General features: G+C 35.4%; 29 protein-coding genes. 25 read left to right on the plus strand and 4 right to left on the minus strand.

All coding sequences use genetic code 11. From position 1 onward, the window contains the following. Positions 1-41: 41 nt before the first annotated feature. From F981_RS07355 to F981_RS07440, 19 genes are all read left to right on the plus strand, one after another. Complete coding sequence (locus F981_RS07355) at positions 42-4,160, plus strand: tape measure protein (protein ID WP_004720090.1); 4,119 nt, start codon at positions 42-44, stop codon at positions 4,158-4,160. A gap of 70 nt (positions 4,161-4,230) precedes the next feature. After that, a complete protein-coding gene (locus F981_RS07360) occupies positions 4,231-4,707 on the plus strand; it encodes a hypothetical protein (protein WP_004720094.1) in 477 nt (158 codons plus the stop codon). Positions 4,708-4,820: 113 nt separating this feature from the next. Beyond that, complete coding sequence (locus F981_RS07365) at positions 4,821-5,486, plus strand: YajG family lipoprotein (RefSeq protein ID WP_004720096.1); 666 nt, start codon at positions 4,821-4,823, stop codon at positions 5,484-5,486. A 130-nt stretch (positions 5,487-5,616) separates the two neighbouring features. Further along, the gene (locus F981_RS07370) at positions 5,617-6,261 is read left to right on the plus strand and encodes a TonB family protein (RefSeq protein ID WP_004720098.1); all 645 of its coding nucleotides are present in this window, start codon (positions 5,617-5,619) and stop codon (positions 6,259-6,261) included. Between the two features lie 71 nt (positions 6,262-6,332). Further along, positions 6,333-6,677, plus strand: a complete 345-nt coding sequence (locus tag F981_RS07375) for a phage tail protein (protein WP_004720106.1) — start codon at positions 6,333-6,335, stop codon at positions 6,675-6,677. 50 nt (positions 6,678-6,727) lie between these two features. Then, entirely contained in the window at positions 6,728-7,897 is a 1,170-nt protein-coding gene (locus F981_RS07380; protein WP_004720107.1) for a phage tail fiber protein, read from the plus strand. After that, a complete protein-coding gene (locus F981_RS07385) occupies positions 7,881-8,681 on the plus strand; it encodes a phage minor tail protein L (protein ID WP_004720109.1) in 801 nt (266 codons plus the stop codon). Before F981_RS07380 ends, F981_RS07385 begins: the two co-directional genes overlap by 17 nt. A 3-nt stretch (positions 8,682-8,684) precedes the next feature. Then, positions 8,685-9,440, plus strand: a complete 756-nt coding sequence (locus F981_RS07390; RefSeq protein WP_004720111.1) for a C40 family peptidase — start codon at positions 8,685-8,687, stop codon at positions 9,438-9,440. Then, the gene (locus tag F981_RS07395) at positions 9,424-10,074 is read left to right on the plus strand and encodes a tail assembly protein (RefSeq protein ID WP_004720113.1); all 651 of its coding nucleotides are present in this window, start codon (positions 9,424-9,426) and stop codon (positions 10,072-10,074) included. The genes F981_RS07390 and F981_RS07395 overlap by 17 nt, the downstream gene beginning before the upstream one ends. Positions 10,075-10,127: 53 nt before the next feature. Further along, complete coding sequence (gpJ, locus tag F981_RS07400) at positions 10,128-14,600, plus strand: TipJ family phage tail tip protein (RefSeq protein ID WP_004720114.1); 4,473 nt, start codon at positions 10,128-10,130, stop codon at positions 14,598-14,600. After that, a complete protein-coding gene (locus tag F981_RS07405; protein ID WP_004720115.1) occupies positions 14,600-14,791 on the plus strand; it encodes a hypothetical protein in 192 nt (63 codons plus the stop codon). Before gpJ ends, F981_RS07405 begins: the two co-directional genes overlap by 1 nt. 46 nt (positions 14,792-14,837) lie before the next feature. Next, on the plus strand, positions 14,838-15,131 hold the full coding sequence (locus F981_RS07410) for a phage holin family protein (RefSeq protein WP_004720116.1): 294 nt from the start codon (positions 14,838-14,840) through the stop codon (positions 15,129-15,131). Next, the gene (locus F981_RS07415) at positions 15,115-15,906 is read left to right on the plus strand and encodes an NlpC/P60 family protein (protein ID WP_004720117.1); all 792 of its coding nucleotides are present in this window, start codon (positions 15,115-15,117) and stop codon (positions 15,904-15,906) included. Before F981_RS07410 ends, F981_RS07415 begins: the two co-directional genes overlap by 17 nt. Positions 15,907-16,130: 224 nt before the next feature. After that, positions 16,131-16,295 carry a hypothetical protein gene (locus tag F981_RS23710; protein WP_155767769.1) on the plus strand — a complete coding sequence of 55 codons (165 nt, stop codon included), beginning with the start codon at positions 16,131-16,133 and terminating at the stop codon, positions 16,293-16,295. Then, entirely contained in the window at positions 16,292-16,744 is a 453-nt protein-coding gene (locus F981_RS07420) for a lecithin retinol acyltransferase family protein (RefSeq protein WP_004720118.1), read from the plus strand. The genes F981_RS23710 and F981_RS07420 overlap by 4 nt, the downstream gene beginning before the upstream one ends. Before the next feature lie 268 nt (positions 16,745-17,012). Next, positions 17,013-17,258, plus strand: a complete 246-nt coding sequence (locus tag F981_RS07425) for a hypothetical protein (protein WP_035372280.1) — start codon at positions 17,013-17,015, stop codon at positions 17,256-17,258. A 107-nt stretch (positions 17,259-17,365) separates the two neighbouring features. Then, the gene (locus F981_RS07430) at positions 17,366-17,749 is read left to right on the plus strand and encodes a DUF7668 domain-containing protein (RefSeq protein ID WP_004720121.1); all 384 of its coding nucleotides are present in this window, start codon (positions 17,366-17,368) and stop codon (positions 17,747-17,749) included. Between the two features lie 61 nt (positions 17,750-17,810). Then, positions 17,811-18,218 carry a hypothetical protein gene (locus F981_RS07435; RefSeq protein ID WP_004720123.1) on the plus strand — a complete coding sequence of 136 codons (408 nt, stop codon included), beginning with the start codon at positions 17,811-17,813 and terminating at the stop codon, positions 18,216-18,218. 382 nt (positions 18,219-18,600) lie between these two features. Then, on the plus strand, positions 18,601-19,083 hold the full coding sequence (locus F981_RS07440; RefSeq protein ID WP_004720125.1) for a hemerythrin domain-containing protein: 483 nt from the start codon (positions 18,601-18,603) through the stop codon (positions 19,081-19,083). A 121-nt stretch (positions 19,084-19,204) separates the two neighbouring features. Here the strand turns inward: F981_RS07440 and F981_RS07445 are convergent, their stop codons facing one another. Further along, positions 19,205-19,444: a DUF2171 domain-containing protein gene (locus tag F981_RS07445; RefSeq protein WP_004720127.1), complete on the minus strand. Its 240-nt coding sequence runs from the start codon at positions 19,442-19,444 to the stop codon at positions 19,205-19,207. A gap of 599 nt (positions 19,445-20,043) precedes the next feature. Between F981_RS07445 and F981_RS07450 the strand changes: the two genes are divergently transcribed. Further along, positions 20,044-20,574 carry a hypothetical protein gene (locus tag F981_RS07450; RefSeq protein ID WP_004720129.1) on the plus strand — a complete coding sequence of 177 codons (531 nt, stop codon included), beginning with the start codon at positions 20,044-20,046 and terminating at the stop codon, positions 20,572-20,574. Between the two features lie 69 nt (positions 20,575-20,643). On the opposite strand, the gene F981_RS07455 is transcribed toward F981_RS07450, so the two are convergent. The 3 genes from F981_RS07455 to F981_RS07465 all read right to left on the minus strand — a co-directional run bounded on the left by F981_RS07455 (position 20,644) and on the right by F981_RS07465 (position 23,290). Next, positions 20,644-21,939: a Y-family DNA polymerase gene (locus F981_RS07455; protein ID WP_004720131.1), complete on the minus strand. Its 1,296-nt coding sequence runs from the start codon at positions 21,937-21,939 to the stop codon at positions 20,644-20,646. Continuing rightward, entirely contained in the window at positions 21,936-22,553 is a 618-nt protein-coding gene (locus F981_RS07460) for a LexA family protein (protein ID WP_004720133.1), read from the minus strand. The genes F981_RS07455 and F981_RS07460 overlap by 4 nt, the downstream gene beginning before the upstream one ends. Positions 22,554-22,645: 92 nt before the next feature. Continuing rightward, positions 22,646-23,290: an SOS response-associated peptidase gene (locus F981_RS07465; RefSeq protein WP_004720135.1), complete on the minus strand. Its 645-nt coding sequence runs from the start codon at positions 23,288-23,290 to the stop codon at positions 22,646-22,648. A gap of 552 nt (positions 23,291-23,842) precedes the next feature. On the opposite strand from F981_RS07465, the gene F981_RS07470 reads away from it, so the two are divergent. From F981_RS07470 to F981_RS07495, 5 genes are all read left to right on the plus strand, one after another. Beyond that, a complete protein-coding gene (locus F981_RS07470) occupies positions 23,843-24,028 on the plus strand; it encodes a hypothetical protein (protein ID WP_004720137.1) in 186 nt (61 codons plus the stop codon). A 67-nt stretch (positions 24,029-24,095) separates the two neighbouring features. Continuing rightward, positions 24,096-24,323 carry a hypothetical protein gene (locus F981_RS07475; protein ID WP_004720139.1) on the plus strand — a complete coding sequence of 76 codons (228 nt, stop codon included), beginning with the start codon at positions 24,096-24,098 and terminating at the stop codon, positions 24,321-24,323. An 802-nt stretch (positions 24,324-25,125) separates the two neighbouring features. Then, positions 25,126-25,341, plus strand: coding sequence for a cold-shock protein (locus tag F981_RS07485; protein ID WP_004720143.1), 216 nt, complete (start codon positions 25,126-25,128; stop codon positions 25,339-25,341). 101 nt (positions 25,342-25,442) lie between these two features. Continuing rightward, entirely contained in the window at positions 25,443-25,670 is a 228-nt protein-coding gene (locus tag F981_RS07490; RefSeq protein WP_004720147.1) for a hypothetical protein, read from the plus strand. A gap of 72 nt (positions 25,671-25,742) precedes the next feature. Continuing rightward, positions 25,743-25,949, plus strand: coding sequence for a hypothetical protein (locus F981_RS07495; protein WP_004720149.1), 207 nt, complete (start codon positions 25,743-25,745; stop codon positions 25,947-25,949). The last annotated feature ends 167 nt before the right edge of the window (positions 25,950-26,116 follow it).

Raw genomic sequence — 26,116 nt, forward strand, 5'->3', positions numbered from 1 at the left:
CCTTTCCTGCGGGCTTTTTTTCATCCGTAGGAAAGTAAAAAATGGCCGAACAACGTAGCACACTCATTATTGAAATTAGCTCAGAACAAGCAGCACGTAATGCACGTGCATTAGATCGAGAGCTACAAAGTATCGAACGCACTGGTAATTACGCAACCACTTCAATGAACTCTATGTCAGTGGCAGCACGTCAATTGGCAGGATATTTGGCAGGAGTTGTGACTGTTGGTACTGCGATTGCTAAGATGGATGATTGGACTAATCTTAACAACCGTTTGCGCCTAGTAACTACTAATCAGAAAGCCTTAAATGTGGCAATGCAAGATACATTTGATATTGCTCAACGATCTGGTGCAGTTTGGGGTGGTACTGCAACCATCTATCAAAAGATCCAATACAACAGCGAAAAATTGGGTTTAAGCCAAGAGAAAGTTGCCAAGATCACAGAGTCTATTTCCAAATCAATTAGTAACTCAGGTTCAAGTGCTCAAGCAGCTAGTGCAGCTTTATACCAATTAGGCCAGTCATTCGATAAATCATCATTAAACGGTGATGAGTTCGTTTCGATGAGTGAAAACGCTGGCTACTTAATGGAAGTGTTTGCAAAAGGCTTAGGTGTAACTCGTGCTGAATTGAAAGAAATGTCTTCTCAAGGATTATTGACTACTGACAAGATGGTTCAAGCAATTGAAAAAATGTCAGGTTCAATTGAAGGAGATTTTGGAAAAACTAATTTCACTATCGGACAATCTTTCACTCAGTTGTCTAATGCTGTGACTAAGTTTGTTGGAGAATCAGGGCAAGTTACAGGTGCTGCGTCTACTATTTCTGGTTCACTTAGCTTGCTTGCAGAAAACTTAAATACAGTAACGAACATTGCCATGATCGGTGGTGCTTATTGGCTTGGAACTTATATTCCAGCACTTTATACAAGCACAATGGCGGGTTATGGAAAAATTAAGCAACTTACTGAACAGACAGCTATTCAGTATGCAGCTATCCAAGCAGAGCGGATAGCAGCTGCTCAAGAACTCACATCAGCAGAGGCTCGTGTTGTTTCAACACAGGCAACTTTGGCGGCAATTGCAGCTGAAAAAGCCTTAGAGGTTCAAAGATTAAAGGAGCAAATCAATAGTATTGGTCGGACTGCATCAATAACACGAATGGCTCAACTTAGAAGAGTTGAAACACAAGTAACTGCAGAATTAACACTTGCTCAAAACGCTTTGGCTACATCTCAAAGCCGTGTTAATGCCGCTCAAAACATGTCAATGGGGGTTGGTCGTGGATTGTTAGGAATTCTTGGTGGACCAGTAGGATTAGGTTTAACTGTTGCAGCTGTTGCTGGTTCATATCTAATGCTTAAAGATAGTACCAAAGATACAACTACCACACTTGATTTACAAAAGAGCACTGTAAGTGAGTTGGTTGAAGAATATTCAAAGTTAGATGAGCTTCAAAAACGTACAACATTGCGAGAGCTCGAAAAGCAAGTTAAAAGCTTGGCCACTAGTTATACAGTTGCTTATTCAGATTTGAGTGCAATGATTGGATGGCTTGAAGAGTCTGGCTCAGTGTCTGAATCTACAGCAAGAGAAATCAATAAGCTGTTTAAAGAATATAATAAGGGCAAAATAAGTTCGTCTGAATTTGCAACAGCAGTGAACAATCTATCGGGAGTGCAGAAAAAGCATAAAGTTGAAATCGATGAGTTGACTACAGCCCATGCAAAAGCTAATGCAGAATATAAAAAGGTTAAAACTGCTCAACAAGCATTAACCAATCAAACTTCATCTGCAATAAAGGCAAATAAGGATGAAACAGACTCCATCCTTCTTAAGAAGAAAGCTCTTGAAGAGTCAAAAAAGGCCTATGACAGTTATAAGTCAGGAGCTTTTGATGATATTAAAGAAATGGCAGCAAGGGCTAAATTGCAAAGTATGGGGCAGTCAGATGCCTTAATTGAGCAAAACTTGAAGGTTTTAAAAGCATTAAATTTTGATCCACTTAAAACTAAGACTCCTTACGCACAGGAAATGTTTAAGGTTGCTGATATTTCGGCAAAAATGAAGGAAAAAGAGGATTCAATTACCCAAGCGAAAAAAGATCAAACTAAGGAGCTTGAGAAGCAACTTAAAGTCTTACAGGTTAACGAAAAAGTTAAGGCTAATGCTGCTAAATATAACTTCGGAGGATTGGAAACCCAATATGGGCTTTTGCCAGGTTTACTGTCAGGTATCAATATGCAAGAGTCACGTGGTAAAGCCGATGCAGTTGGCCCAATGACGAAGTATGGTACAGCAAAAGGTGGATTTCAATTTCTTGATGATACAGCTAAGCGTTTCAAATTGACCGGAGGCGATGTATTTGATTTAGGTAAATCCGCAGAAGCGGCCGCTAAATATCTGCAAATTCTCTACAAAAAATTTGGATCTTGGGATAAGACTATTTCTGCTTACCACGCTGGCGAAGGCAATGTAGATAAAGGCACAAATATTGGACCAGTAAATCGTCAATATGTTCAAAATGTAAAAGGCTATATTGCAGGAACAAATGGTTTTGAAGGCTCAACTAAAGACTTTGATACTTCTATCAATGATTTAGTTAAGTTTTTGCAAGTTAAGCAAGATATTGAACTGCAATATTCAAGTGGTGAGGTTCAACGCAGAACAGAACATGAGAAGAAATTAGCAGATATTCAATCTCATTTTTCAGGTGATACTTACACAAAACTTGAGCGTCAAGAGAATGAACGATTTGCAAATGAAAATCGACTTGTTGAACTTCAATTTGACTTAAATGTGCGGGGTTGGAACTGGACAAATGAGCAACGAATTCAAAATGAAATCGACACTCAAAAAGTAACTATTTCTTTAAACAAAGAATATTCTGATATTCAAAAACAGATTGCTAAAGAGGAGGTTGATGAAAAATTTGCGTATGAACTTGAAAAGTCAAAACTTGCTAAAAATCAGCGCTTACTTCAAGCAACTGAATTTTACATGTCAGAGCTTCAACTAGCTAAGACTAGATATGACATAGAAAAAAAGCTTATTGCTCAGAGCAATGAAGACCCAGAAGAAAAAGCTTTTAAATCGCAGATGCTTGAACTTCAAAATCAAGTTGATATGAACCGGCGTTTAGAAGATGCCTCTATGGGATGGGATTCTGTTCAATCCCAAATGAATGGATCTACTAGTCGATACCAACTCAACCAATATAAATTCAGCAGAATGGGTGCATCACAAAATCTATTTGATACTCAGATAGCAGATGTTGAAAACCAAGAGCAAGAACCTGGAGCGGATTTACAAAAATTAGCTGAGGTTCGTGAACAAATTTGGGCTGCGCATAATAAACGTATGATTGATATTGAAAATCAGTATCAAACGGATTCATTGAATTTACAATTAACTCAAGCTCAGCAATTGACCGGTTCATTTGCAAATATGTTTAAAGGTATTCTTGGTGAAAGCTCAGGTGCATATAAAACAATGTTTGCAATGCAGCAGGGGTTTGCGCTTACTCAAGCGGGTATGAATTTATGGTCATCTGTTTCTGATGCTTATGCTAAAGAGCCAGGTACTGTATGGCAGAAAGTTGCCGCAGGTGCTAAGGCGGCTTTGGATCAAGGAACATTCTTAGCAATGATCCAAGCAATTACCCCTCAAGGTTTTGCAACTGGTGGCCCTATTACAGGCAAAGGCACTGGAACAAGTGATGATATTCCAATCATGGCATCCAATGGTGAGTTTATGATGCGCCAGTATGCTGCCTCTAAAATTGGGCTAGTTGCTTTAAATTACATGAATCAGACGGGTGAGATACCATTTCAGCGTGAATATATTGGCATGAAATCTCAGTACTTAGGTTCTACTCAACCAGATTTAAATGTTCAAAAATTTAAAGATGGAGGGCTAGTGGGAGTTTCTCGAATGAGTGGTGACGATGTTGATAGAAGGCAGTTTCAATCTATTCAGCATAATTCCCCACGTAGCAGTGAACCCAATATTACCATCCAAGTAAGTATTACTGATTCTGGTGTTAATACTTCAGGTGGTAATACCCAGGATCAGCGACAGTTTGCTCAAGTTGTTGGTAATGCTGTACGAACTGTGATTATTCAAGAGAAGCGTCAAGGCGGTTTGTTGTCAAAATAAGAATAGCCACTCCGGTGGTTTTTCCTTTGATTTATTGATATTTTATAAGCACTTCAAGGAGTGCTTTAGAATGAAAAGTTTATTGCTGATTGGCACTTTAGGATTATTGCCAGCTTTAGGTAATGCAGAGTTTGTAACAAACTCTAAAGGTGAAAAAGTAGAACAAAAAGACAATCAAACTTCGGCTATTGTAAGGCTCACAGATGATGATTATGTTTTAGATGGAAAATATTATGATGTAACACTTAAAGATGGTAATAAAAAAGACGTTATTGTGAATGTATCAACATTTGTAGACCAAAAAGATGGGAAAAAATTAACTAGAAATCAAGCTTTGTTTGGGATCAAAATGACAGAGATTCCAATTCTAGATGGTCTTAAAAATCGACACTCTTATGTTCCAATAAAAGTTTATATTTATCAGGTTGGTAATTCAGTAAACATTACTATCGAGTATTTTGCAAAAATTTATGGTGCAAAAAAAATAGGTTCAAATTCTAAAGACTTTACTCTGGATCAAAATGGTGAAATTCATATTGTTCAGTGAAGGATTTAAAGAAAAACGTCCTAAGTGGGATTTCTTCAATTTATTGTAGTTAATCTTCACTTTATCTTTACTCTTTGTTACATTAATTACACTTTATAACAATGGCCGTTTAAATGAATAAATTGATTTTAGCTGCAGTAATTGGATTTGCTGCAGTTTTAAGTGGGTGTGCAACATCTAGAGGACTTATTGAAATCCCAGCACCTCAACAAACAAAGCAAGCACAACAAGCATCAGATACAAAGAAAATAGTTATTGTGATTGCTGAAGATAATAGAACGTTCCAAGATAAGCCTCATTCACCCGATATTCCGTCATTAAAAGGCGGATTAGCTAAAGCTACTGCGGATGATAAAGCTAAAGCTGTAGCCCGAAAAAGAGATGGTTTTGGCAAAGCTCTTGGTGACATTCTATTAAAAAATGAGACAGTTTCAGCTTTACTTGAAAAACGAGTAACAAATGCTTTAGAGCAAGCTGGCTATGAAGTTCTCGAAAACAATGAAGAGAACAAAAGTAAAGCAGATTTGGTTCTAAACATAAAAATTAATAAATTTTGGTCTTGGTTCCAACCTGGATTTGTTTCAATCAAAATACATTCTGAAATTGACACAAATATTGTAGATGTTAAAGATCCAACTTTTAAGCCAATACATATTTATAGTAAGGTGACCAAAACAGCACAAGTTGCTAATGGTGCTAAATGGATTGAAAACATTAATCAAGCGCTTACAGACTATGAATCAAAATTGATTTTAGCACTTCCAAAGTCCAATCCTTAGTATGATATTGAAAGCAAAGCACCCTAAGGTGCTTTTCCAACAACGCCATGCTATAAACCAAACCTCCATCGGGAGGTTTCTTTTTGGCCTTAAAATTAGTATCTTGGACTAAATATACTAGAGATATATCATGAAAAGCTTAATTTTAATTTTCGGTTTATTGGTTTCAATTTTTTGTATCGAATCAAATGCTCAGGTTCAAGAAGTGCAGAGAAGTAAAGAAACTGGAATGTTAATGAAATGGATAATACCGCCAAAAATTAGAATTGATAATGAAATATTAGAAGGTTACGACAGAAATTTATTAATCTATTTAGAGACCGATGAGAATGGTAGGGTTCAAAAAGCTGAAGTAAGCAAAAGTAGCGGAGTGGATGAATTAGACAGTTTAGTATTAAGGGCTGTGAAAAGATCAAAACTCAAAGTTTGGAATGAATGGGATATAAAAACAAATCACCCATCGCGCTTAAAACTACCTTTTGAATTTTCAGTTTCCAGGGTTCCTAAATATGCTGTATATCCTGAATTTACTTATACTAATGCTGATTTAAAAGGAAGTGATAGAACGATAAGATTGAGTGTAGAGGCTAATGAAAAAGGTAAATTAACCAAAGTCAATGTTTTTCGAGGGACTGGAATAACTGTTCTAGATAAATATGTTTTAAGTGAGTTTATCAAGCAGGCAAGTTTTAAACCTTTGATTATAAATGGCAAGCCTCAACTTATCAAAACAACTGCAGATTTTAGCTTTATTTTAAGATCATCAAGTGATTAATATTCAAATACTTATTTAGCATTAAACTTAAAACCCACTCACCTGAGTGGGTTTTTTATTGGACGCAATTTATGAGCAATGAAAAATTTACATATCCATGTGATCTAGATGGAAACTCAGGCAAACAAAACTTCAATATTTTGACTTCAAAATTTGGTGATGGCTACGAACAAAATATCTCAGTAGGCATCAACAATAAAAAGGGGGAATGGCCTTACAAATTTACATCTACCAAGGAAGAGATTCTTCAAATCAATGCTTTTTTTGATCGACATAAAGGGGCTGATTCATTTCTATGGAATTCGCCATTGGATGGTGAAGTACGCGTCAAAACAGATACAAGCTATTCACCTAGTCAAGTAGGTGGAATGATCTGGACTATCTCCACCACCTTCACCCAAGTTTTTTACCCTTAAATTCAACAAATATAAGCCGCCGAAAGGCGGTTTTTTATTGCGAGAAAAATATGACTTATCAATACATTAATTTAGGAACCGCGCCAAGTGGTGCAGGTGGTGATACCTTTCGCTCAACTGGCACAAAAGTAAATGAAAACTTCACCAATAGTACCCATGCTGCAAGTCGATATGTCGGAGTGAATGCAGGCAATGTAATGGAGGTAGGGGCTTTTGGGGTTGGTGCAAAAGTAACAGGCTTTGAAAATAGCAACAAAAAGGATTTTACAGGACGTTTTTTTGCAATTGGAGAGGTAGATCCAAGTGATACGTCTAATGTCCAATCTTACAGAATGGGAATTAATATTCCATGGGTTGATAATTCAGCTTTATCACAAATCTTATTTGGCCTTAACCAAACAAACCAAGTTGGTTTTAGAACATGGGATGCGAATAATGGATGGGCACCAGAAGGGCATCGTTTATTTTATCATACTGGAAATGTGATTAAAGATAGCAATGGTTTTTTAAAAGGAGCATCCCCAGTTATTCAATTATTTGCCAATAAAATTGAATCAAATGAGGAGGCTTCTGAACAAAATCCAATATTTGAAAAAGTGGGTTTTGGCCATTACTTAATAAAAAATACTGAAGGGTTTGCAAAAGAAGGTTGGTGGATTGAAGTACCAACTGATAGCAATGGCAATCGTATTTGCGCAGTTGAATATCAAACATTAGAAAATGGTGATCTTGAAATTAAGACATTCAAGAAAAAGCTTAATGATGAGGGTGATATTGTTGCAAATTTGGATGCACCAGTTGATATTCCAAACAATGCCAATGGAGATCCTCGATGGATTGATGTGCGACTTCACTCAGTCGCTAAGCCAATTGTTAGAAAAGTACCTCGCACTGAAAAACAGCCTCGAATGGTCCAACAAGTAAAATATGCGCCACAACTCACATACATCGCTAAATATGAAGATCTATTTGATGATGTTGGAAATCTAGTCATTGTGGATGGGCAAAAATATCAAAAGTCAGTTACCCATATTCAAACAGATAAAAATGGTACGCCAATCTTGAGCAATCAACCCGTTATCAATGATAAAGGCGAGCCTGTTTTTGAATGGGTGCAAGCGATAGATAGTGAAGATCAGCCGATCTTTGATAATGTGCCTGTACTCGATGAGGATGGGAAACAAATCTATGACGAGGTGACTTATGAGCCTCAACAGTGATTATCAAAAACTCTATGTTGATGGGTTAATTACATTATTTGAATTAGATGCCAGTGCTTTAGGTGCTGGCATTTTACGTTTCCATGGTCATATCGCTTTTCAAGATTGGGAAAAAATTTACTCATCGATTGGATCAGATGGACTCATTGGGTCTGATACTGGTTTGATAGGTAAGGTATTTGATGTTGGTACAGATAAAGTTTGGCAGCGCAATATTATTTGGCAAGGCAAAACCTTTTCAGCTATGGCAATTCAAGCTGATGGCATGGAAATGAACTCCACAGGTCGAGCATCAAGCCCAACATTATCAATGGCTAACAATATAGATGGATTACAAAATGCGGTATCGGCTTATTGTTTACAGTTCAATGATTTTGCAGGTGCAAGACTTACCGTAATTTCCACATTGGCTAAATATCTTGATGCTGAAAATTTCAGTCAGGGTAATCCAACAGCATCGAATGAAGCTGAAAATCAGCTTTGGTTTATCGAACAAAAAACCTCAGAAAACATGGAGCAAGTGACTTTTGAACTGTCGAATCCAATCGACTTTGAAGGTCAGCGTATCCCAATACGGCAAGTCAGTAGCCAATGCCATTGGTGCATGATGGGTGATTATCGTGGTGAAGAATGTGGTTATACAGGTGCAGCAATGTTCACTGAAAAAAACGAACCTACAGACAATCCAGCCCTGGATAAATGTGGTGGGCGTTTAAGTTCCTGCAAGGTCCGAAAAAATGAAGGCAGTTTTGGCGGTCAACCAGCCGCCAATCTTATTGGGTGATTTATGAAATTATCAACAAAGCTCAAAAAAGCAATTCATTTACATGCTGCCGAAATGTTCCCGGGTGAATGTTGTGGTGTGATTGTGAATAAGGAATATATTCGATGTCAGAATATCTCTAATTTTCAGGACCAGTTTGAAATTGATCCTGTAGATCTTGCACACGCTGAAGATATGGGGGAAATCCAAGCCTATGTGCATTCACATCCGAATGCTTCAGCAAAAGCATCTGAGCTGGATTTAATCCAAATTGAATTGCATAAAAAGCCTTGGGTCATATGTGCTTATCCCGATATTGAATTTCAAGTCTATGAGCCATGTGGTTATCAAGCACCTTTAGTTGGGCGTAATTATCAGCATGGTTGGCAAGATTGTTATTCACTGGTTCGTGATTTCTATCAACGTGAATACGACATTAGATTGCCTGATTTTGAGCGCCTAGATCGTTGGTGGGAATCTGCTGAAAATGCTTCATTGTATTTGGATAACTTCAGTAAAGCAGGTTTTAGTGAAGTGAAAGATTTGCAATATGGTGATGTCATGTTATGTCGGGTAGGTCGCACTGAACATGTCAATCATGCAGTGATTTGGCTTGGCGATAATGGTGCATTGAAATCAGAACAAACTGAGCCTTGTGTGGGATCTTCGCTGATTTTGCATCACCCATACAATCGAAAGTCTGTACGTGAAGTGTTTGGTCAACAATGGCAAGAACGTGTTGCTATCACTGTGAGGCATCGAGATGTTAAAAACAATTAAATTATACGGTGTGCTTGGTCAAAAGTTTGGTTATCAATTTGAGCTCGATGTTGCGAGTCCACGTGAAGCGATTCGGGCTTTATCCGCTCAGATTGATGGATTTGAAAATTACTTGCTGAGTGCACATGAACGTGGTTTGGCTTTTGCTATTTTTACTGATTCAAAATCCAAACAGCGTGGCAAGAAAAAAGTAGCATGTTTTGATGCTTTAAAGGGCAGAACTATTACAGGCAACAATATTGGTGTGTCTGAAATAGATATGCTTACAGATACAAGTGAAATCAAGATTGTGCCACGGGTTCTGGGTGCAGGTGGTGATAACGGAGTATTGCAGCTGGTTCTTGGTGTTGTATTGATTGTTGCTGGCTTCTGGACAGGTGGGGCAACATCAAACATGGGGGTTGCTTTGATCGGTGCTGGTGCAGGCATGGTGATGGGTGGTATCGCACAAATGCTCGTACCTAAAGTTGATCCGAATACTAATCAAAACCAAGACGGTAATCGTGCCAATTTTGGCTTTGGTGGAGCGGTAACCACCATTGCCCAGGGTAATCCTGTTCCTGTATTGCGTGGTAAACGAGAAATTGGTGGATTCATCGTGTCGGCAGGGCAATATCCTGAAGATATGATGTAGATAAGGTTGAGTCCTGGCGCATAAAGCGCCTTTTTTTTATGCTTGAGGAATTTATGAATACACCAATTAAGGGCGCAAAAGCTGGGGCACAACAGCCACGTCAGCCAGTGATTGATCTTGACTCAGCACAATCTAAAACTTTTATAAAAATTCTTTATGGTTTGTCTGAGGGTCCAATTAAAGGTTTGGCCAACGGGTACAAATCAATTTTTTTAGATGATACCCCTTTGCAAGATTTTAATGGCAACTGGAATTTTGAAAATGTCAGTGTAGATACTCGCGAGGGTACAAATGATCAAACCTATATTGAGGGATTTCCAGACATTTCATCTGAAACAGCCATTGGAGTTGAGTTAAAGTCTGAAACGCCATGGGTCAAAGCATTTAATAATACAGAACTTGATGCGGTTCGTTTGCGCTTACGTTGGGGGCCATTACGCCAACAGAATGAGAGTAATGGTGATTTGAATGGATATACCATCCGTTATGCAGTTGATGTACAGACTGATGGTGGTACGTGGTCTGAAGTCTTAAATACTCAAATTTCTGATAAAACCTCTGCGAACTATGAACGTTCTCATCGCATTGAATTGCCAAAGGCAGATTCAGGTTGGCAAGTGCGTATTCGACGTTTAACACCAAACACAAGCTCAGAATTTATTAGCGATAAAATGTATGTGCAGGCAGTCACTGAAGTGATTGATGCAAAACTACGCTATCCAAATACAGCATTGCTTGGGCTTCGTTATGATGCACAAACATTTTCAAATGTCGCAAAAATGGCAGTTGAATGCGAAGGTGTAGAAATACTATTACCAAGCAACTATAACTCTCATACACGAGTATATACAGGGCTATGGGATGGTAGCTTTAAACGAGCATATAGCAATAATCCAGCATGGCATTTTTATGATGCTTGTATCACAAAGCGCTATGCGTTAGGTAATCGCATCAATTCATCCATGATTGATAAATGGTCAATTTATCGTTTAGGCCAGTATTGTGATCAACTTGTACCGGATGGCAAGGGCGGTCAAGAACCACGGTTTACTTTAAATGTTTATGAGCAATCTCAGGATGATGCCTGGCCTGTATTGTCCAAAATGGCGGGGGCTTTCAGAGCCTATATTTACTGGGATGGTCAAGCGATTGTCTGTGATGCCGATATTCCACAAGACACGCTATACACTTTCACCAGTGCCAATGTGATAGATGGTCGATTTGAATATTCAGGCACACGTGCACGTGATCGACATACCATTGCGAAAGTGGCTTATGACAATCCAGAAAATCGTTATAAAACTGAATATGAAATTGTGCGTGATGAGGCAGCCATTGCAAAGTATGGCATTCGCATCTTAGATATTTCTGCCTATGGTTGTACTTCAGTGGGGCAAGCGCAGCGCGCAGGAAATTGGGCATTAAAAACTGAACAATTTGAAACTCGAACTGTGACTTTTAAAGTCGGTCTAGATGGGTTTATTCCTCGCCCAGGCAAAGTGATTGAAATTGCTGATCCAATCTTTGCAGGTCGTGCCAATGGTGGACGTATTTCTTCAGTGAGTACTGATTTAAAAAGCATTACTGTGGATCGTGATGATGTTGTATGTCGCGCTGGTGATCGCTTGGTGGTGAATGGAGAGGATGGCAAAGCACAGGCGCGCATAGTTCAATCAAAAAGTGGCAGAGTAATTACCGTTGTGTCTGCATTCGATTCTGTAGCAGCGCAGAACGTGTGGATTGTGGATGCTCAAGACTTGGCAACAATGAAGTTTAGAGTGGTATCAATCAGCCGTGATGATACACATCAATTCACAATAACTGGCTTGCAATATAATCCTGCAAAATTTGATGCGATTGACCAAGGCACATTTATTGATGATCGTCCGATCTCAATCATTAATCCAAATCTACAATCACCTGTTGAATCAGTTTCGGTTTCTTCAGATGAAATGGTGCAACAAGGATTGACGGTTGCCACGATGTTAATCTCTTGGCCACAAGCAACCAGTGCTGTGAAGTACTTGGTAGAGTGGCGCAAAGATGATGGCTCTTGGATCAAGATGCCAATTACAGGCAATAATTCTGTTGAAGTTCAAGGGATTTATTCAGGAAATTACCAAGCCAAAGTCACCCCGATTAATGCGTTTGATGTGGCTTCTTTACCTACTTATTCAATTTTAACTGAGTTAAAAGGTAAACAAGGAACTCCACCAGCATTGGCTTTTATTAATGTAACGGGAATATTATTTGGTATCAAACTTGAATGGGGTTTTCCTGCAATTGGTGCACTGGATACGGCTTATACAGAGATTCAGGTTTCACCCGATGGTGTAAGTAATATTGCTCAATTGGGATTATTTGCTTATCCGACTAGTACGCATACATTGCAAGGATTACAGCCTAATCTAAAACAATATTATCGTGCGCGTTTGATTGATCGAATTGGAAATATTGGCCCTTGGTCAAGCTGGACCAATGCAACCACTTCAGCGGATGCATCTGATATTTTGAAAATCTTGGAAGGCAAGATTACTGAAACGCAACTTCATCAGGATCTGCAAACCAAGATTGATCATATTGAAGCAGTAGATGCAGAAATAGGACCAATTAAACAGGATATTCAGAATACAAAGGATCAGATTAATCAGGAAATTATTGATCGTCAGTACGCGATTCAACAAGCCAAAGATGGTTTATCTCAGCAAATTATTGATGGAGATAAGGCTGTACTTCAGGTTGTTGATACGGTTAAGAAATCAAGTGAGGATGGAATAGCCGCTGCACAATCAGAAATTAAAGTTGTTGCTGATAATCTGAAATTGACTGCTGAAAAAACTGATGGTGTTTACGCTCAGTTGAGCCCACCTTTAATTGGGTCCACTTCTGATCTGATCGGTAATGATCAAGGCTTCGCGGGAACCTGGTCGCTTCAATCCGCAATAATTGAAGGTGATCTAGTTTTAAGTAAGCGCATTGATACAACTGTTGCTCAAGTTAATGATGTTAAAGCTTTTGCACAGCAAGAAGTTCAAGCGCGTATAGAGGGAGATAAGGCCACTGTACAAAAGATTGATACTTATATTGTTGAGAATGATCAAGCTTTAGCAACTGTGCATAATTCGGCAGAAATTGCAGTTGATCAATCAAATTCAAATGCGGTGTTAATTGATGCTTTAAATTTAGAGATTAAAGACAAAGCAAGTACAGGTGCTTTAAATCAGGTTAAGTCCGATTTGACCGCAGTTGATAATCGCGTCATTGCAAATACAACCATGCTGAATGGCGTGTATGCGCAAATTAATCCGCCATTGATCGGTTCTGAGTTTGATTTGATTGGTAATTCTGGTGGGTATGCTGGCGTATGGTCTGAACAATCAGCACGAATCGAAGCAGATATGGCGCAAGCCATTCGGACGGATACAGTCCAAACAGAATTGAATGGTAATAAAGCTGCCGTTCAAGAAGTTACACAATCTGTTAATGGTCTTTACGCGCAGAAATTTATCAAGCTTGATGTGAATGGGAAAATTGCAGGGTGGGGTGGCGCAAATAATGGTGTTGAATCTCAATTTATTTTAAATTTTGATTCATTCGCTATTGGTAGTGGAAATAGCACAGGTTATTACCCTTTTATATTTCGAACTACACCATTTACTGATCCTGTTACAGGAACTGTTTTCCCTGTCTCAGCTTATCTAAAAGCTGCAATGATGGATTACCAATCAGTGAATACATCTCATATTGTTGATTTATCTGTTAAGACGGCCAAGATTGATTCTTTGGCTGTGACAACTGCAAAAATTGACAATTTAGCTGTAACAGAGGGGAAAATAGCAAACCTTGCGGTAGATACGCTAAAGATCAAAGACAATGCTGTGACTGTTCCTGTTTCGGCATTTGCTGAAGCGAATCTGACCATTGGTACAAGTTATACCACTGTGCAAACTTTGGCTGTACCAGCAGATATGGGCCATACGATCTTAACTTTTGGATCTGTATTTAGCTTTGTGGGTTATACATCGAGTCAGCGTTTACTGTGTCGAGTACTCAAAAATGGATCTGTCATCTTTGAAGATTTAGAAGTGCATTTTATTGATTATGCTTCTGTTGGTACAACGACTCAAAACAGTGGGCAACATAATCACAGTATAACCGTCAATGTTAGTGGCTCAATGACCGATTCAGGAAGCCATTCGCATTCATTCAATAGTAATACCCAAAACTCAACAGCTGGAACAATTTCGGGTTCTTCACATAACCATAGTTACAATGGATCGACCAACACAACGGGTTCACATAGCCATAATTTAAGTTTGTCGGGAAGTGCATCAATGGGTTTAGACGGGATTCATAATCACAATGTTGAGATTAGAGGCAGTGCTCGAAGTGCAGGAACCTTAAATATTTCAAGACATGATTCCACATTGATTGCGGGAACGTTTGAGCTTCAATTGCGCTCAGATTCTGGCGGCAATGTGAATGTATCACAGCGTTATATTCACGCAATGACGATGAGGAAATAATGGCATATTTTGCAGTGTATTGTATTGAAACAGGTGTCATTCTAAATGTTGTTGAATGCCCTGAATTCTTAAAGCAAAGAATACATCTTGATCCAGGTCAAGATGTATTACAAATAGAGGACCAGATAGAGCAACAGCGTTATCTGGTCAAAAATCAGCAGCTGGTTGAAAACCAATATTATTTGAATTGAAAGCACCTATTGAGGTGCTTTTTTATGCCTAAATTCAGGGGGTGGCATGGAATTATGGAAATGGTTTCAAGAGCTGATTACTACTTTTGGAACTGCAATCACTTCATTTTTTATGGGGTTTGTCATGGCTTATTTACGAACGAAAAAGAAGGCTGGCAAAGGAGATTTAGCAGAGTCAATCATGTGTGGTCTTTTTGCTGTTGGTGTTTGGACGTTTTTAGAGTGGATGCATATTCCGCAAATTGTAGCTGTCGGGCTGGCATCTGGTATCGGTTATATGGGTACTCATTTTGTGAGTAATCTAATTGAAAAGAAGGTAGATAATGAAATTAATAGATAACTGGAAACAGTCATATAAACTCAAATCAGTACAGATCGGCGCTTTAAGCGCCATTTTTTTTGCTTTGAGTTTATTCTCTGAGCACTTTTTGACTTTATGGAATGTTATTCCACAGGAAGTTAAAAACTCAATCCCCGAACAATGGAAAGAATACGTTGGTGCATTTGTCGGTGTTGCTATGATATTGGCACGTTTGAAAAAACAGCCTGAGTTGCATGAACCACAGTTGAATTTAACAGGTGTCAATACACTGATCTCGGCAACAGTATCCACTACAAATGATTTAGCTTGGATGATTGAAGCCAAGAAGCATTTAGGCTTAAAAGAAAACACAAGCAAAACAGCTCATAACCCAACAATCCTAAAATGGCTAAAATCGCTTGGTGCTTGGTGGCAAGAAGATGAAACACCTTGGTGTGGTACTTTTGTGGCTTGGTGTCTGAAGACTGCAGGTATTGCATATCCAAAGCACTGGTACCGCGCATTAGATTATGTGAACTATGGATCTAAATTAGCAAAACCCGCTTATGGTTGCGTAGCGATTAAAACTCGTAGCGGTGGCGGTCATGTTTGCTTTGTAGCAGGTCGAGATATCAAAACTGGTAAACTGGTTTGTATAGGCGGCAACCAGTCAAATATGGTTTGTTATGCACTATATAATGAGTCAGATTTTCAGGAATTCCGCTGGTATGGCAAGACAAGTAGACCAGCTGAGTCGCGGTATAAGTTGCCAGTTTTAAGTGGGGTAACTTCTACCAAAGTGACGGAAGCCTAGTAGCATTATTTGCAAAATATAACTTTGGCCATGTTTGGTAGTAAGTGTGGCTAAAGTTCTTAAATTTTGTAATCCATTGTTTTTAATTGCATTCGTGTTTTTCATAAGGTGGCAAAATATTACAAAAAGAATGCCCTCATATGGGAATTTTAAGTTGTAATTGAGATGCTTTAAATTAATTTTTCATTTAATATAAATATATTACTATCACTTTGACAATTACAATGAACAAGATTTTAGACTTTCTTTGGGATAATAAAGATATTTTAATACCTACCACCATACCAGAACATGGGTATAAAAAACTTAAAAAAATTCAGAGACAACAACGAGTAAAAAAAGGGCTTAATGCAGATAAACCTAAAAAAAAACTACAGGTATTAAAATGATTGATGGGCTAATTAATTCAGCCATTAAAGATATTGTTAAGCCTAAAGTCGGTTCTGTTGTACATTGTGGTTTGTTAATGAATCAAATAGAGCATTCTGGTATTTATGTTGGATACAATAAAATTGTTCATCTCGATGGTTCTGGAAGAATTGAAATAGTATCCCCAAAAGTTTTTTTAGATAGATTGGATGGTATGAACTTAGCCACTAATATTTATGTTTCTTGTCGAAATGGTAAAGCTGTTGCATCAAAGAGAGCTGCAGAAAGAGCTAGATCTAAAATTAATCAGACAATTAACTACTCTGTAATTTCAAATAATTGCCATATGTTTACTTCAGGATGCCTAACTGGTGATTTTAAAAATAACGATAATTGGTTTTCACACTTAGAAGAAACTGTTGAAAAAGAACTTAAAATGAATGAGTGGCGAGTTTGGGATTTATCTTAAGTAAGAATAATATGATACAAATTGTAAGGTACTGTAGATAATTTTTCATATCAATTACTGAATGCTGCTTTGACCTAAACTCCTTAAATTGGAATCAGGGCAGGGTAACGAAATCACATTATGGATCATTGATACAGTTGCAAAATACAATGAATGTAGTGTTTTGAATGATGCGAAGAATAAGGCTCTTAGTTGAGGGCTTTATTTTGAGAAATTAATACAAGGATAGTGGTATATTATTGATAAAATTTAAGGTGAAATAAACTACATGAACAAAAAACAAAAGATAATGTTAATAATAAGAATTACTCAATTCTTTGTAAAATTATTTGCAGTTCTTTTTTTTGGCCTTGGTGTGCTTTTGGTTTTTACAATTTTATTTTCGCCTATTGGTTTTTTTATTATTCCTATTGGAATTGCGATATTCGAGCTTATTCCAAAATATTTAAATAAGGTGCTAAATAGAAAGTTGCGGTTGTTGGATTTTGACACCAACCAAGGTAATCAGTATTAACTCAATATTACAAAAATTGAAAATAATACTTTGACCATGTTTGGTACCAAGCATGGTAAATTTCTTGAGTTTTATAGTTTTTTAATAAATTTTAATAGGGTGTTTAAATGGAAAACGTATTGGAAAATAACTATTTCTTAGATGGATCAGAAAAAATCCCAAAGGATTGGCGTAAAAAAATCGTTGATATTGTTGAGATTTTCAAGAATAGAAATTTAGAAAAGCTTAATGAAATCGAAGATATGGAATACATTGAATTGGACCATGCGCAAGATATGTTAAGTAATCTGGATTCTTGTGATGTTTCTTTAGTAAGCTTACCAAATGAAACATGGGAAAGCTCAAGTTGCATTTATTTTGGGGATGGTTGGCAGGTTTTTATTGATTTATACACTAAAGAAGAGGGTAGAAGTGATTTTATTTTAACATTTGTTGTGATGAAAAATGGGCCAAATCTTATTTTTACTTTAGATAATATTTATGTTCCATAATTAAATTGAAGAAATATTTAATGTTATATTATTTAAATATTTCATGGGTAAACTTTGACTGATGAAACGAGTAATTTTTATACTTTTATTTGCAATTAATCCAAGTGTTTATGCAAATAATATTAGTATCGATACTGAGAGTTTTATAAATTCAATAAAATATGCAGAAAGAAATCCTGATTTTATTGAGAGAGGTGAAACAGGGGATGGAAGTCAGTTTGTAACTTTTCGTGAGAGAAAGCTTGACCATGATAATGTTAAAGTTGTAATCGAGAAAGCATTTAATGCCGATAGTAACTCTCTAGTACGTTTGTCGATTATACAGCATAATCTATCCTGCATCCCAAACACAACACAAAGGACTTTTTATTTTTTTGATTTATCCGGTAAATTAATCACCATGAAAGAGCAAAATGAAACAGTATTACCTATGGAATTCAAAGAAATTGCATGTTCTGAAAAAAAGTAATGTACTCTATTGTGTTTAAAACTAGTAAGTATAGGCTCTAAATGTAATGACAATTTCGCCAAAACAACAATAAAACTTTCGTATCATGTATATAAAAATGAGTTTTGTCATAAAAAAACCCACTCTAGAGTGGGCAATGCCGGACATCATTTCTAGTTATTGACCATTCTCTCCAATGGTCAAATTTAGTATATCTTGTTTTATTTTGGATAAAAACGCAGCGAAATGGTTGGGTTAAATGCTAAGAATCTTTAAATTTCATAGATTGTGTAATATAAAGGGTAATTACAATTAAAATAATATTGAAACAAGAATTCAATAATAAATACTAGTCTATCCTATAAGATTGAATACTAAATAAATTTTTCGATAGGATGAAAGTATGAGCCATAGTAAGCAACTCAGCATATTTGATGTCTTAAAATTTAGTCATGAAAAGCAAAGAGAATTATCTGATAAGTTAATTGAAACTACTGGCAATTCAGAAGAAAGAAAGCATTATTTCTCATTGTTGAAAAATGAATTATTTGCACATGCTGTGGCTGAAGACAGGTATTTTTACATACCTCTTATGATGACAGATGCAGGTTTGAATATTACAAGGCATGCTCTGTCTGAGCATCACGAAATAGATGAGTTACTTGAGCAACTTACAGAAAAAGAACTCAATAATCCGAGTTGGTTACGTATAGCAAATCAGCTACGTAAGCTTGTACATCATCATTTAGATGAAGAAGAGCATAAATTTTTCCAACAATCTGGCAAAATTTTAAAAGATGATGAAAAACTAAGCTTAGCTAAAAAGTATCAACATGAATATGATAAATATATTGATAAAGACAAAACGAGTTTAGTTCATCAATGATTTAAACTTTTTTAAATTTAGTTATATAGATAAGACAGATTTGAAAATTGATCATTTGATGACAGGAATGCCAATCAAATTGATTGGCATTCTTGAAATAGCAAATTACTTTAGGTAAAAGCTATAATGTTTGCCACTCATTTCTTGCTTCTTCTGAATTTTTATTCAAAATTACGTTTCCATCTTTAATTTCACTCACCCAACTTAATGGAATCAGATGATGTTCATTATGTTCATCATCACTTCGAGTCAATTTAATTGAATCTTGTCCCTCAAGATGATCGACCTTACCGATCTGTGTACCACATGAAGCAATTACTGAAGCATGTTCTTTAATATCGTTTACATTAACGTTACTCATAATGTTTGCTCATCTATTGTTCAAGTTGAAATATCAGTCTAAGACATTTAAAAATTAGTGATGTAAGTATTTTTAAGCTTTAAGTTTTGTTGAGTTATTAATGTAATATTTATAGATTTATTTAATTTATAAATGTATTTTTTGAATCAATACATAAAATTAATAATAATGTGACTCTGTTCTCAATTGATTAATATTTTCATGTTTGATTCATTTATTTTTTGTGAATTAATTATAATTTTAAAAATTTATTGAGATTCTGTTTGTTTTTTGATTTATTCTTTGTTTTAATGTTTATTTTAAATTTATTTATATAAGTTGATGTTTTTTAGTAAATTATTCTTTAATTGTTAATCTTGATTTTTTAATGTTTTCTATTGTAATTTAATGTTTTTTATTTAGAAAATTTCTAAAACGGAAATACTCAATAGGGCTGGGGTTTTGAGCTGATTTTATTTTAATTTAGTTAATTTTATTTTGTACAAACCCTTCTTGAAACTATAACAAATAGTAATATTAAATAAAAATATTTAATCTAGGATGATTATCGTTGATTGATTAATTGAATTAATAACTTTTATCAAAATAGAGGATTAAATATGTCAAATTCTAATATAGATAACGAAGTAGTTAAGAATCTCAGTAAAGAACAACGTGACCAATTGAATGCCGATCCAATTTCCGGCGAGCCAGGAGCACACCCAATTGGGACAGGTGTTGGAGCCGCAGGCGGTGCAGTAAGTGGTGCAGCTATTGGAGCTGTTGGCGGACCTGTAGGTGCTGCAGTCGGTGGAGTAGTAGGTGCAGTTGTTGGAGGATTAGCTGGAAAAAGCATTTCTGAAGCTGTAAATCCAACTGATGAAGATGTTTATTGGCGTGAAACTTACAACACTCGCCCTTATTATAAAGACACGATTAACTTATATGATAATGTAGATTACGATCGTGATTATCGTGATGCTTATCAGCTAGGGTACACTTCTAGAAGCAATTACCCTTATGAAACAAAGTTTGAAGAAGTTGAAGCAGATCTTAAGCTGCAATGGGAAAAAACCAAAAGAGAGTCTCGTTTAAAATGGGAAGAAGCAAAGCATGCAGTAAAAGATGCTTGGGATCGAGTAACTCGTTAACAGATTCTCAAAAAAAAAGCCCTTCAATGTGAGGGCTTTTTTGTTGCTGTATAAATTATATCTTTAAATTTATTTAACTTTAATTAATCCATTTCTAGTGAAATAATTTTTGGAAAGCATATCTCGACTCATTGACCACTTACGATCTTTGAAATAGCAGGGACCTACAGAAATCTTAGCTTTGCCAAATTTATTTTGAATATCTTCATAGGCCTGCATCAAATTTTCATTCTGTATTCGTTGTTCATAATCTGAAAGCAAGTCGGGGATATGATTTGATTTTTGAATTAGCTCTGAATAAAACACACCGCATTTCTTATATTTGATGTCTGGTTTATAAATTCTTTCCAATAGTAAGTAAGCAACTTCAACTAAATCTAAAACGCAATCAGTTGGCTCAGCGAACTTATAAGTCTGTGCTTTGCTATAGTATGGAACAGATGCATCAAAAGGATTAGATTGAACAAAAGCAGTAATAACACCACATAGAAGTTTTTCTTTTCTCAAACGCCCAACTGCATCTTGTACATACTTCGACATTGCTTCTTTTAAATCTTGTAGCTCTGTAATTTTCACACCAAAAGAACGACTGGCCACAATTTGTTGTTTAGGCTTTGGCTGATCATCGATTGGCATACATGAGATGCCTTGAAGCTCAAGTACAGTTCTTTGCATGCAGACAGTGAACATTTTCCCCATTATGGGTGGATTCGCATTAGATAAATCCAGTACAGTTTTAATCCCCATTTCATTAAGTTTCTTGTTCTGCTTTCTGCCCACGCCCCAAACTTCGCCCACCTCAACCAGTGACCAAAAATAGTCACGGTGCCTTGGGTTCATAGTTGCCAGATCACACACTCCATTAAAGCGTTTACCTTTCTTAGCCATATGGTTGCCGATTTTAGCCTCGGTTTTACTGCGGCCAATTCCAATTGAGACTGGTAAGCCAATCCATTCCTGAATGCGAGAGCGCATTCCCTGGCAATACTCCACAAGATCATAGTTATTCTTAAAGCTTGTGAGATCGAGAAAACATTCATCAATTGAATAGATTTCTTGTTCGTGTGGTGCGACGTACCCGGCTAAGATTGAGTGAAATCGACGCGACATTTCAGCATATATTGCGTAATTGCTTGAAAGTACTTGAACATGATTTTTTTGAACGACATCTTTAATCTGGAATAATGGAACACCCATTTTAATTCCCATTGCTTTTGCTTCATTACTTCGAGCAACTGCACACCCATCGTTATTTGATAAAACTATGACAGGAACATTGTTTAGCTTGGGGTTAAAGAAACGTTCACACGATACATAGCAATTATTGATATCAATAAGAGCAAATATCTTTTCTTCATGTTTCATTTGAAGTTCTTAATAACTTTTGTGACAACACCCCAGATTACAAGCTCTTGCTCATTTCGTGGGAGTATAGGTTGGTATTCTATATTTTCAGGCTTAAGCCAAACTGCTGGAAGATTTCTAAGATCATTTTCATTATGAAAAATATCGAACAATTCATCATGAGACATTCGCTGTGTAATCATCATTCTTTTCACAGTGAAATCATTGTCAATGAATGCGATAACAATATCTTGATGCTGTGAGCGGATACTTCTATCAACGATTAAGTAGTCGTTAACTTCAATCCCTACATCTTTCATTGATAAAGACTCAACTTGGACAATGAAAGTTGCTTCTTTATTTGAGATCAGAAGATCATTCATATCGACAGTTTTGTCTATATAGTCCTCTGCAGGAGATGGAAAACCTGCAGCAATTTTATTGAGAACAAGTGGAATAGAATACTTTGTGATTGATTGGAATGACGATATTCTTGATATATCAGATAGACATCGCGATTTAGAAGGATGTGCTCTGATATTGATAACTTTAGAGTCTTTCAAGTGGGCTAGACTTGCATCATTTAGCTTTAACAACTTAGCTTTTGATGAGCTGTCATCTAATTTAATATCCATAAAAACACCACTTGATTACGTTACATATTCAAGAGTTTAGTTTGTATGTTTTAAAATTTCAAATTTAAAAGCTGTGGATAATCATACTTGATCTAAAATAGATCACTTTGTTTTGTCTCATCCGATGAATGGTCTCGCGGGAAAGTGACAAATTCATCACGCATTTCAAAGAAATATTCATGGGCGTTTTCACGGTCCACATTTAACCAGTCGTTCCTATATTCTTGTGGTATGACTATGATCGATCTTTTTTCATCATTTGGTGCGTGAAATTGCTTCATGAAAGGATGGTTGTCAGAATTGATTGTAAGCATTGAAAATGATCTTATTCTTTTTCCATCGATTACTGCATCATCATAGATTGCAGCAACGGTGAATGGTTGGCCATCCTCACGTTTAATTCCGTACCAATGGCTTTTACCGTCGATGTACTTGGGTTCATAGAATTCTTGCACTGGCACAAGGCAAAACTTACTATAAATCCATGCATGTCGAAAGCTAGGCTTTTCAGCTACAGTTTCAGTTCTTGCATTGTAGGTATGTGTCCCAAACTTTGTATCTTTAGCCCATTTGGGAATTAATCCAAATTTTCCAAAATCTAGATCAAACTCTTTCATAATTATTGGAGCAGGGTATAACGGATAAACGTGTGACTTTAAATCATGATCCGATGCATTAAATTCTATTCCTAATTGAACAAATGCTGTTTTTTTTGGAATTTTATAGTTTGAGCACATGGATAAAATCCTTAATGAATGGATATAACTAAATTACCGAAAGCTTGAACAGTCAACAGTACTAAATATTTAACTAATCATAATTATATGCAGTAAATTCAATACTACATACTTGCCTATTTTTTAAATAGGCTAAATTTTCGGCCTGTATTTAATGGGAGTAAATTTTAAACTTAAGCTATTCAATAGCACTTTTCGATGAACTTGAAAATAACGTTTATGTGAATAATCTTTTATTCTTATGAAATAATAGTTTAATAAATTTTTCATTTTAAAATTAATAGTTTAGAGTTTATTGATGTTTTTGTGTAAGGGGTTTTTTATTTGGCTAAAGATTTAAATATTACAAGGTTGTTGGTATATTTTTCTTTTAGCTACTTATCTTATATTAATATAAGTGATTATTAAAATATTAATTTCATATAAAACAATATTGTTGGGGGTTTTAAAAAATTAAATATATGCCGATACATATAAGTTGTATCTATTATTTAAATAAGGGTACATGCTGATCTTGTCATTAATGTTAATGACAAAAAAAGGATAATTATTATGTCTAATTCTACAAATCAACCAGGTTCAGATCAAAATAACCAAACATCTAAGCAACCTGATAGCGATAAAGGTAATCAATCTCAAAAACAGCAACAAGGTAATCAAGATCAGCAAAATGCTGGTGTTAAACCTAAACAAGATAATAATGCAAAAGAGCATCAGCAAGCTCCCAACTCAAAATGATATTTTTAAAAGCATGATCTTGTAATCAAAGGGGTTTATACCCCTTTGATTCATAAGGAGTTATAAAATGAGCATGAAAAAAGTTACAGTACATAAAATGTTTGAAGAGTTTCATCAATATCCTATCGTCCAATACATAGGGGAATATGATGAGCGATCTAACTTGATTAATGTATATAATTCATTCAATCAAAAGTTGAGCCGAATCTTTGGTACTTATCAATGGGCTCAAATTGGAACAGATGACATTTTCTTCATTGAAGAAGATCCAATGTATAGAAGTTTTTTGGACTGAAGCTAAATTTTTTAAAGGAGATAATTATGAGAATTAGTGTATTCCCAAGATTAAGAAATCAATCGTTCAATGACTTTTTGTTGGCTGACATTAAACAAAATAAGAATGATTATTTACACCGAATTAGATATGAAAAGTTTGATTATCAATTTATGAATACTGATGAAATTAGAAAAGAGTATTGTAGAAATTATATAACCTTAAAGAATTAAGGATTACATATTTCAAAAATTTTTTTTAAGACTTGAATTGATAACACATGTAAGATTTTTATAATTATAAAACAGTTTATTACCGTTAATAAAGTATCAGAAAAATCATTATGAATTACATTGGTTGTCAGAATTGATATAAATAAGACCAAAACTAAAACATAGAAATTTCTATTAATATATTGATTTGTCATAAAGAACTCATTTTGTAATTGTTATATTATAACATTTTTCTGCGTAAATTTATATCTAGGAATGTTATTAAATGAAATGAATTATTTCTCGAAATCAAAAAATAGATGTAAGATCAAGTTTATTAATGAGTTTTTAGATTAATTTTTCTTGTAAATTAGAATTTATAATTGATTTTTATAAATAAAATAAATATATATATAAGAAAACTTGATTAATTTAATTTTAGGTATACAATGAACATAACTAGAAAAAATCATGTTTGGTAAATCTTCTCTAAGTACCGCAGTATTAGTCATAATCCTTCGTTTTTTTCAGATTTAAGCTCCATTCTTTATTATTTCGATGTTACACATAGTCTATAAACTGACTAAAATTTTTAAAAAATAGGATTTATTATGTCTAATTCAAATATCATTAAAGGGACTGTTAAGTGGTTTAACGAAGCTAAAGGTTTCGGTTTTATTCAACCAGAATCAGGTCCAGATGTCTTTGCTCATTTTAGTGAAATCGCTAGCTCAGGTTTCAAAACGCTTGCTGAAGGGCAACCTGTTGAATTCAGTATTGCACAAGGTCAAAAAGGCCCAAATGCTATAAATATTGTTGCTGTATAAGTAATTATAGATAGTAATAAATAAGAGCACTAAATAGTGCTTTTTATTTTCTCTTAAAATTAATTTTAAGATTGTCGATAAGTTTAAAATTAGGATGTAAATTGTTAAAAATAAGTGATTTAATTGCAAAATCTAAAAATGGTACAGAAATTATTGTGTCTTTAATTCCTCTAAATAAAATACAAAGTACACGTGAAGGTTTCAAAACAGTTGAAGTTGGTAAAAGGGTTCTGCTTTCTACTGGAATTGAAGTTGATTTAAATTTAGATGGACGTACCTTCTATACATCTATAAATCAACTATTCAAATTAAATGATAGAGTTATTTAAATAAAACTCAATTAGCTATTGGATACTTAGATAGATCCATTATTTCTACCATAATTTTATTAGGATATCGTAATGCTTAAACAAAATATCAGTGTTAAAGACCAGTTTGGAATAAAATATCTCATCCAAGCAACAGTAGATAACTATTTCGCCAATACCCAATGTTTTTCAAATTTAAAATACATTACAGTTGAAGGTGAAGACATACGACCTAGCTTCGAAATGTTTTTCCAAAGTACATTAAGTGGTAAAATTTATAAGATTGACAAAATCTCTTAGTTCTCTTTAGCCATATCCCTGATAAATCCTGTTAATGTATTACAGACTTGCGCTTAATAAATATTCTAAATTTAGGCAAGTAACTAACAGGATTTATTTAAAGATTTTGTATTTTTCGCAAGAATCAAATGAGTTTATTTTTTTGAAAAATGCGAAAATGATATAGC

This window comes from Acinetobacter guillouiae CIP 63.46 (assembly GCF_000368145.1).
Taxonomy (GTDB): Bacteria; Pseudomonadota; Gammaproteobacteria; order Pseudomonadales; family Moraxellaceae; genus Acinetobacter; species Acinetobacter guillouiae.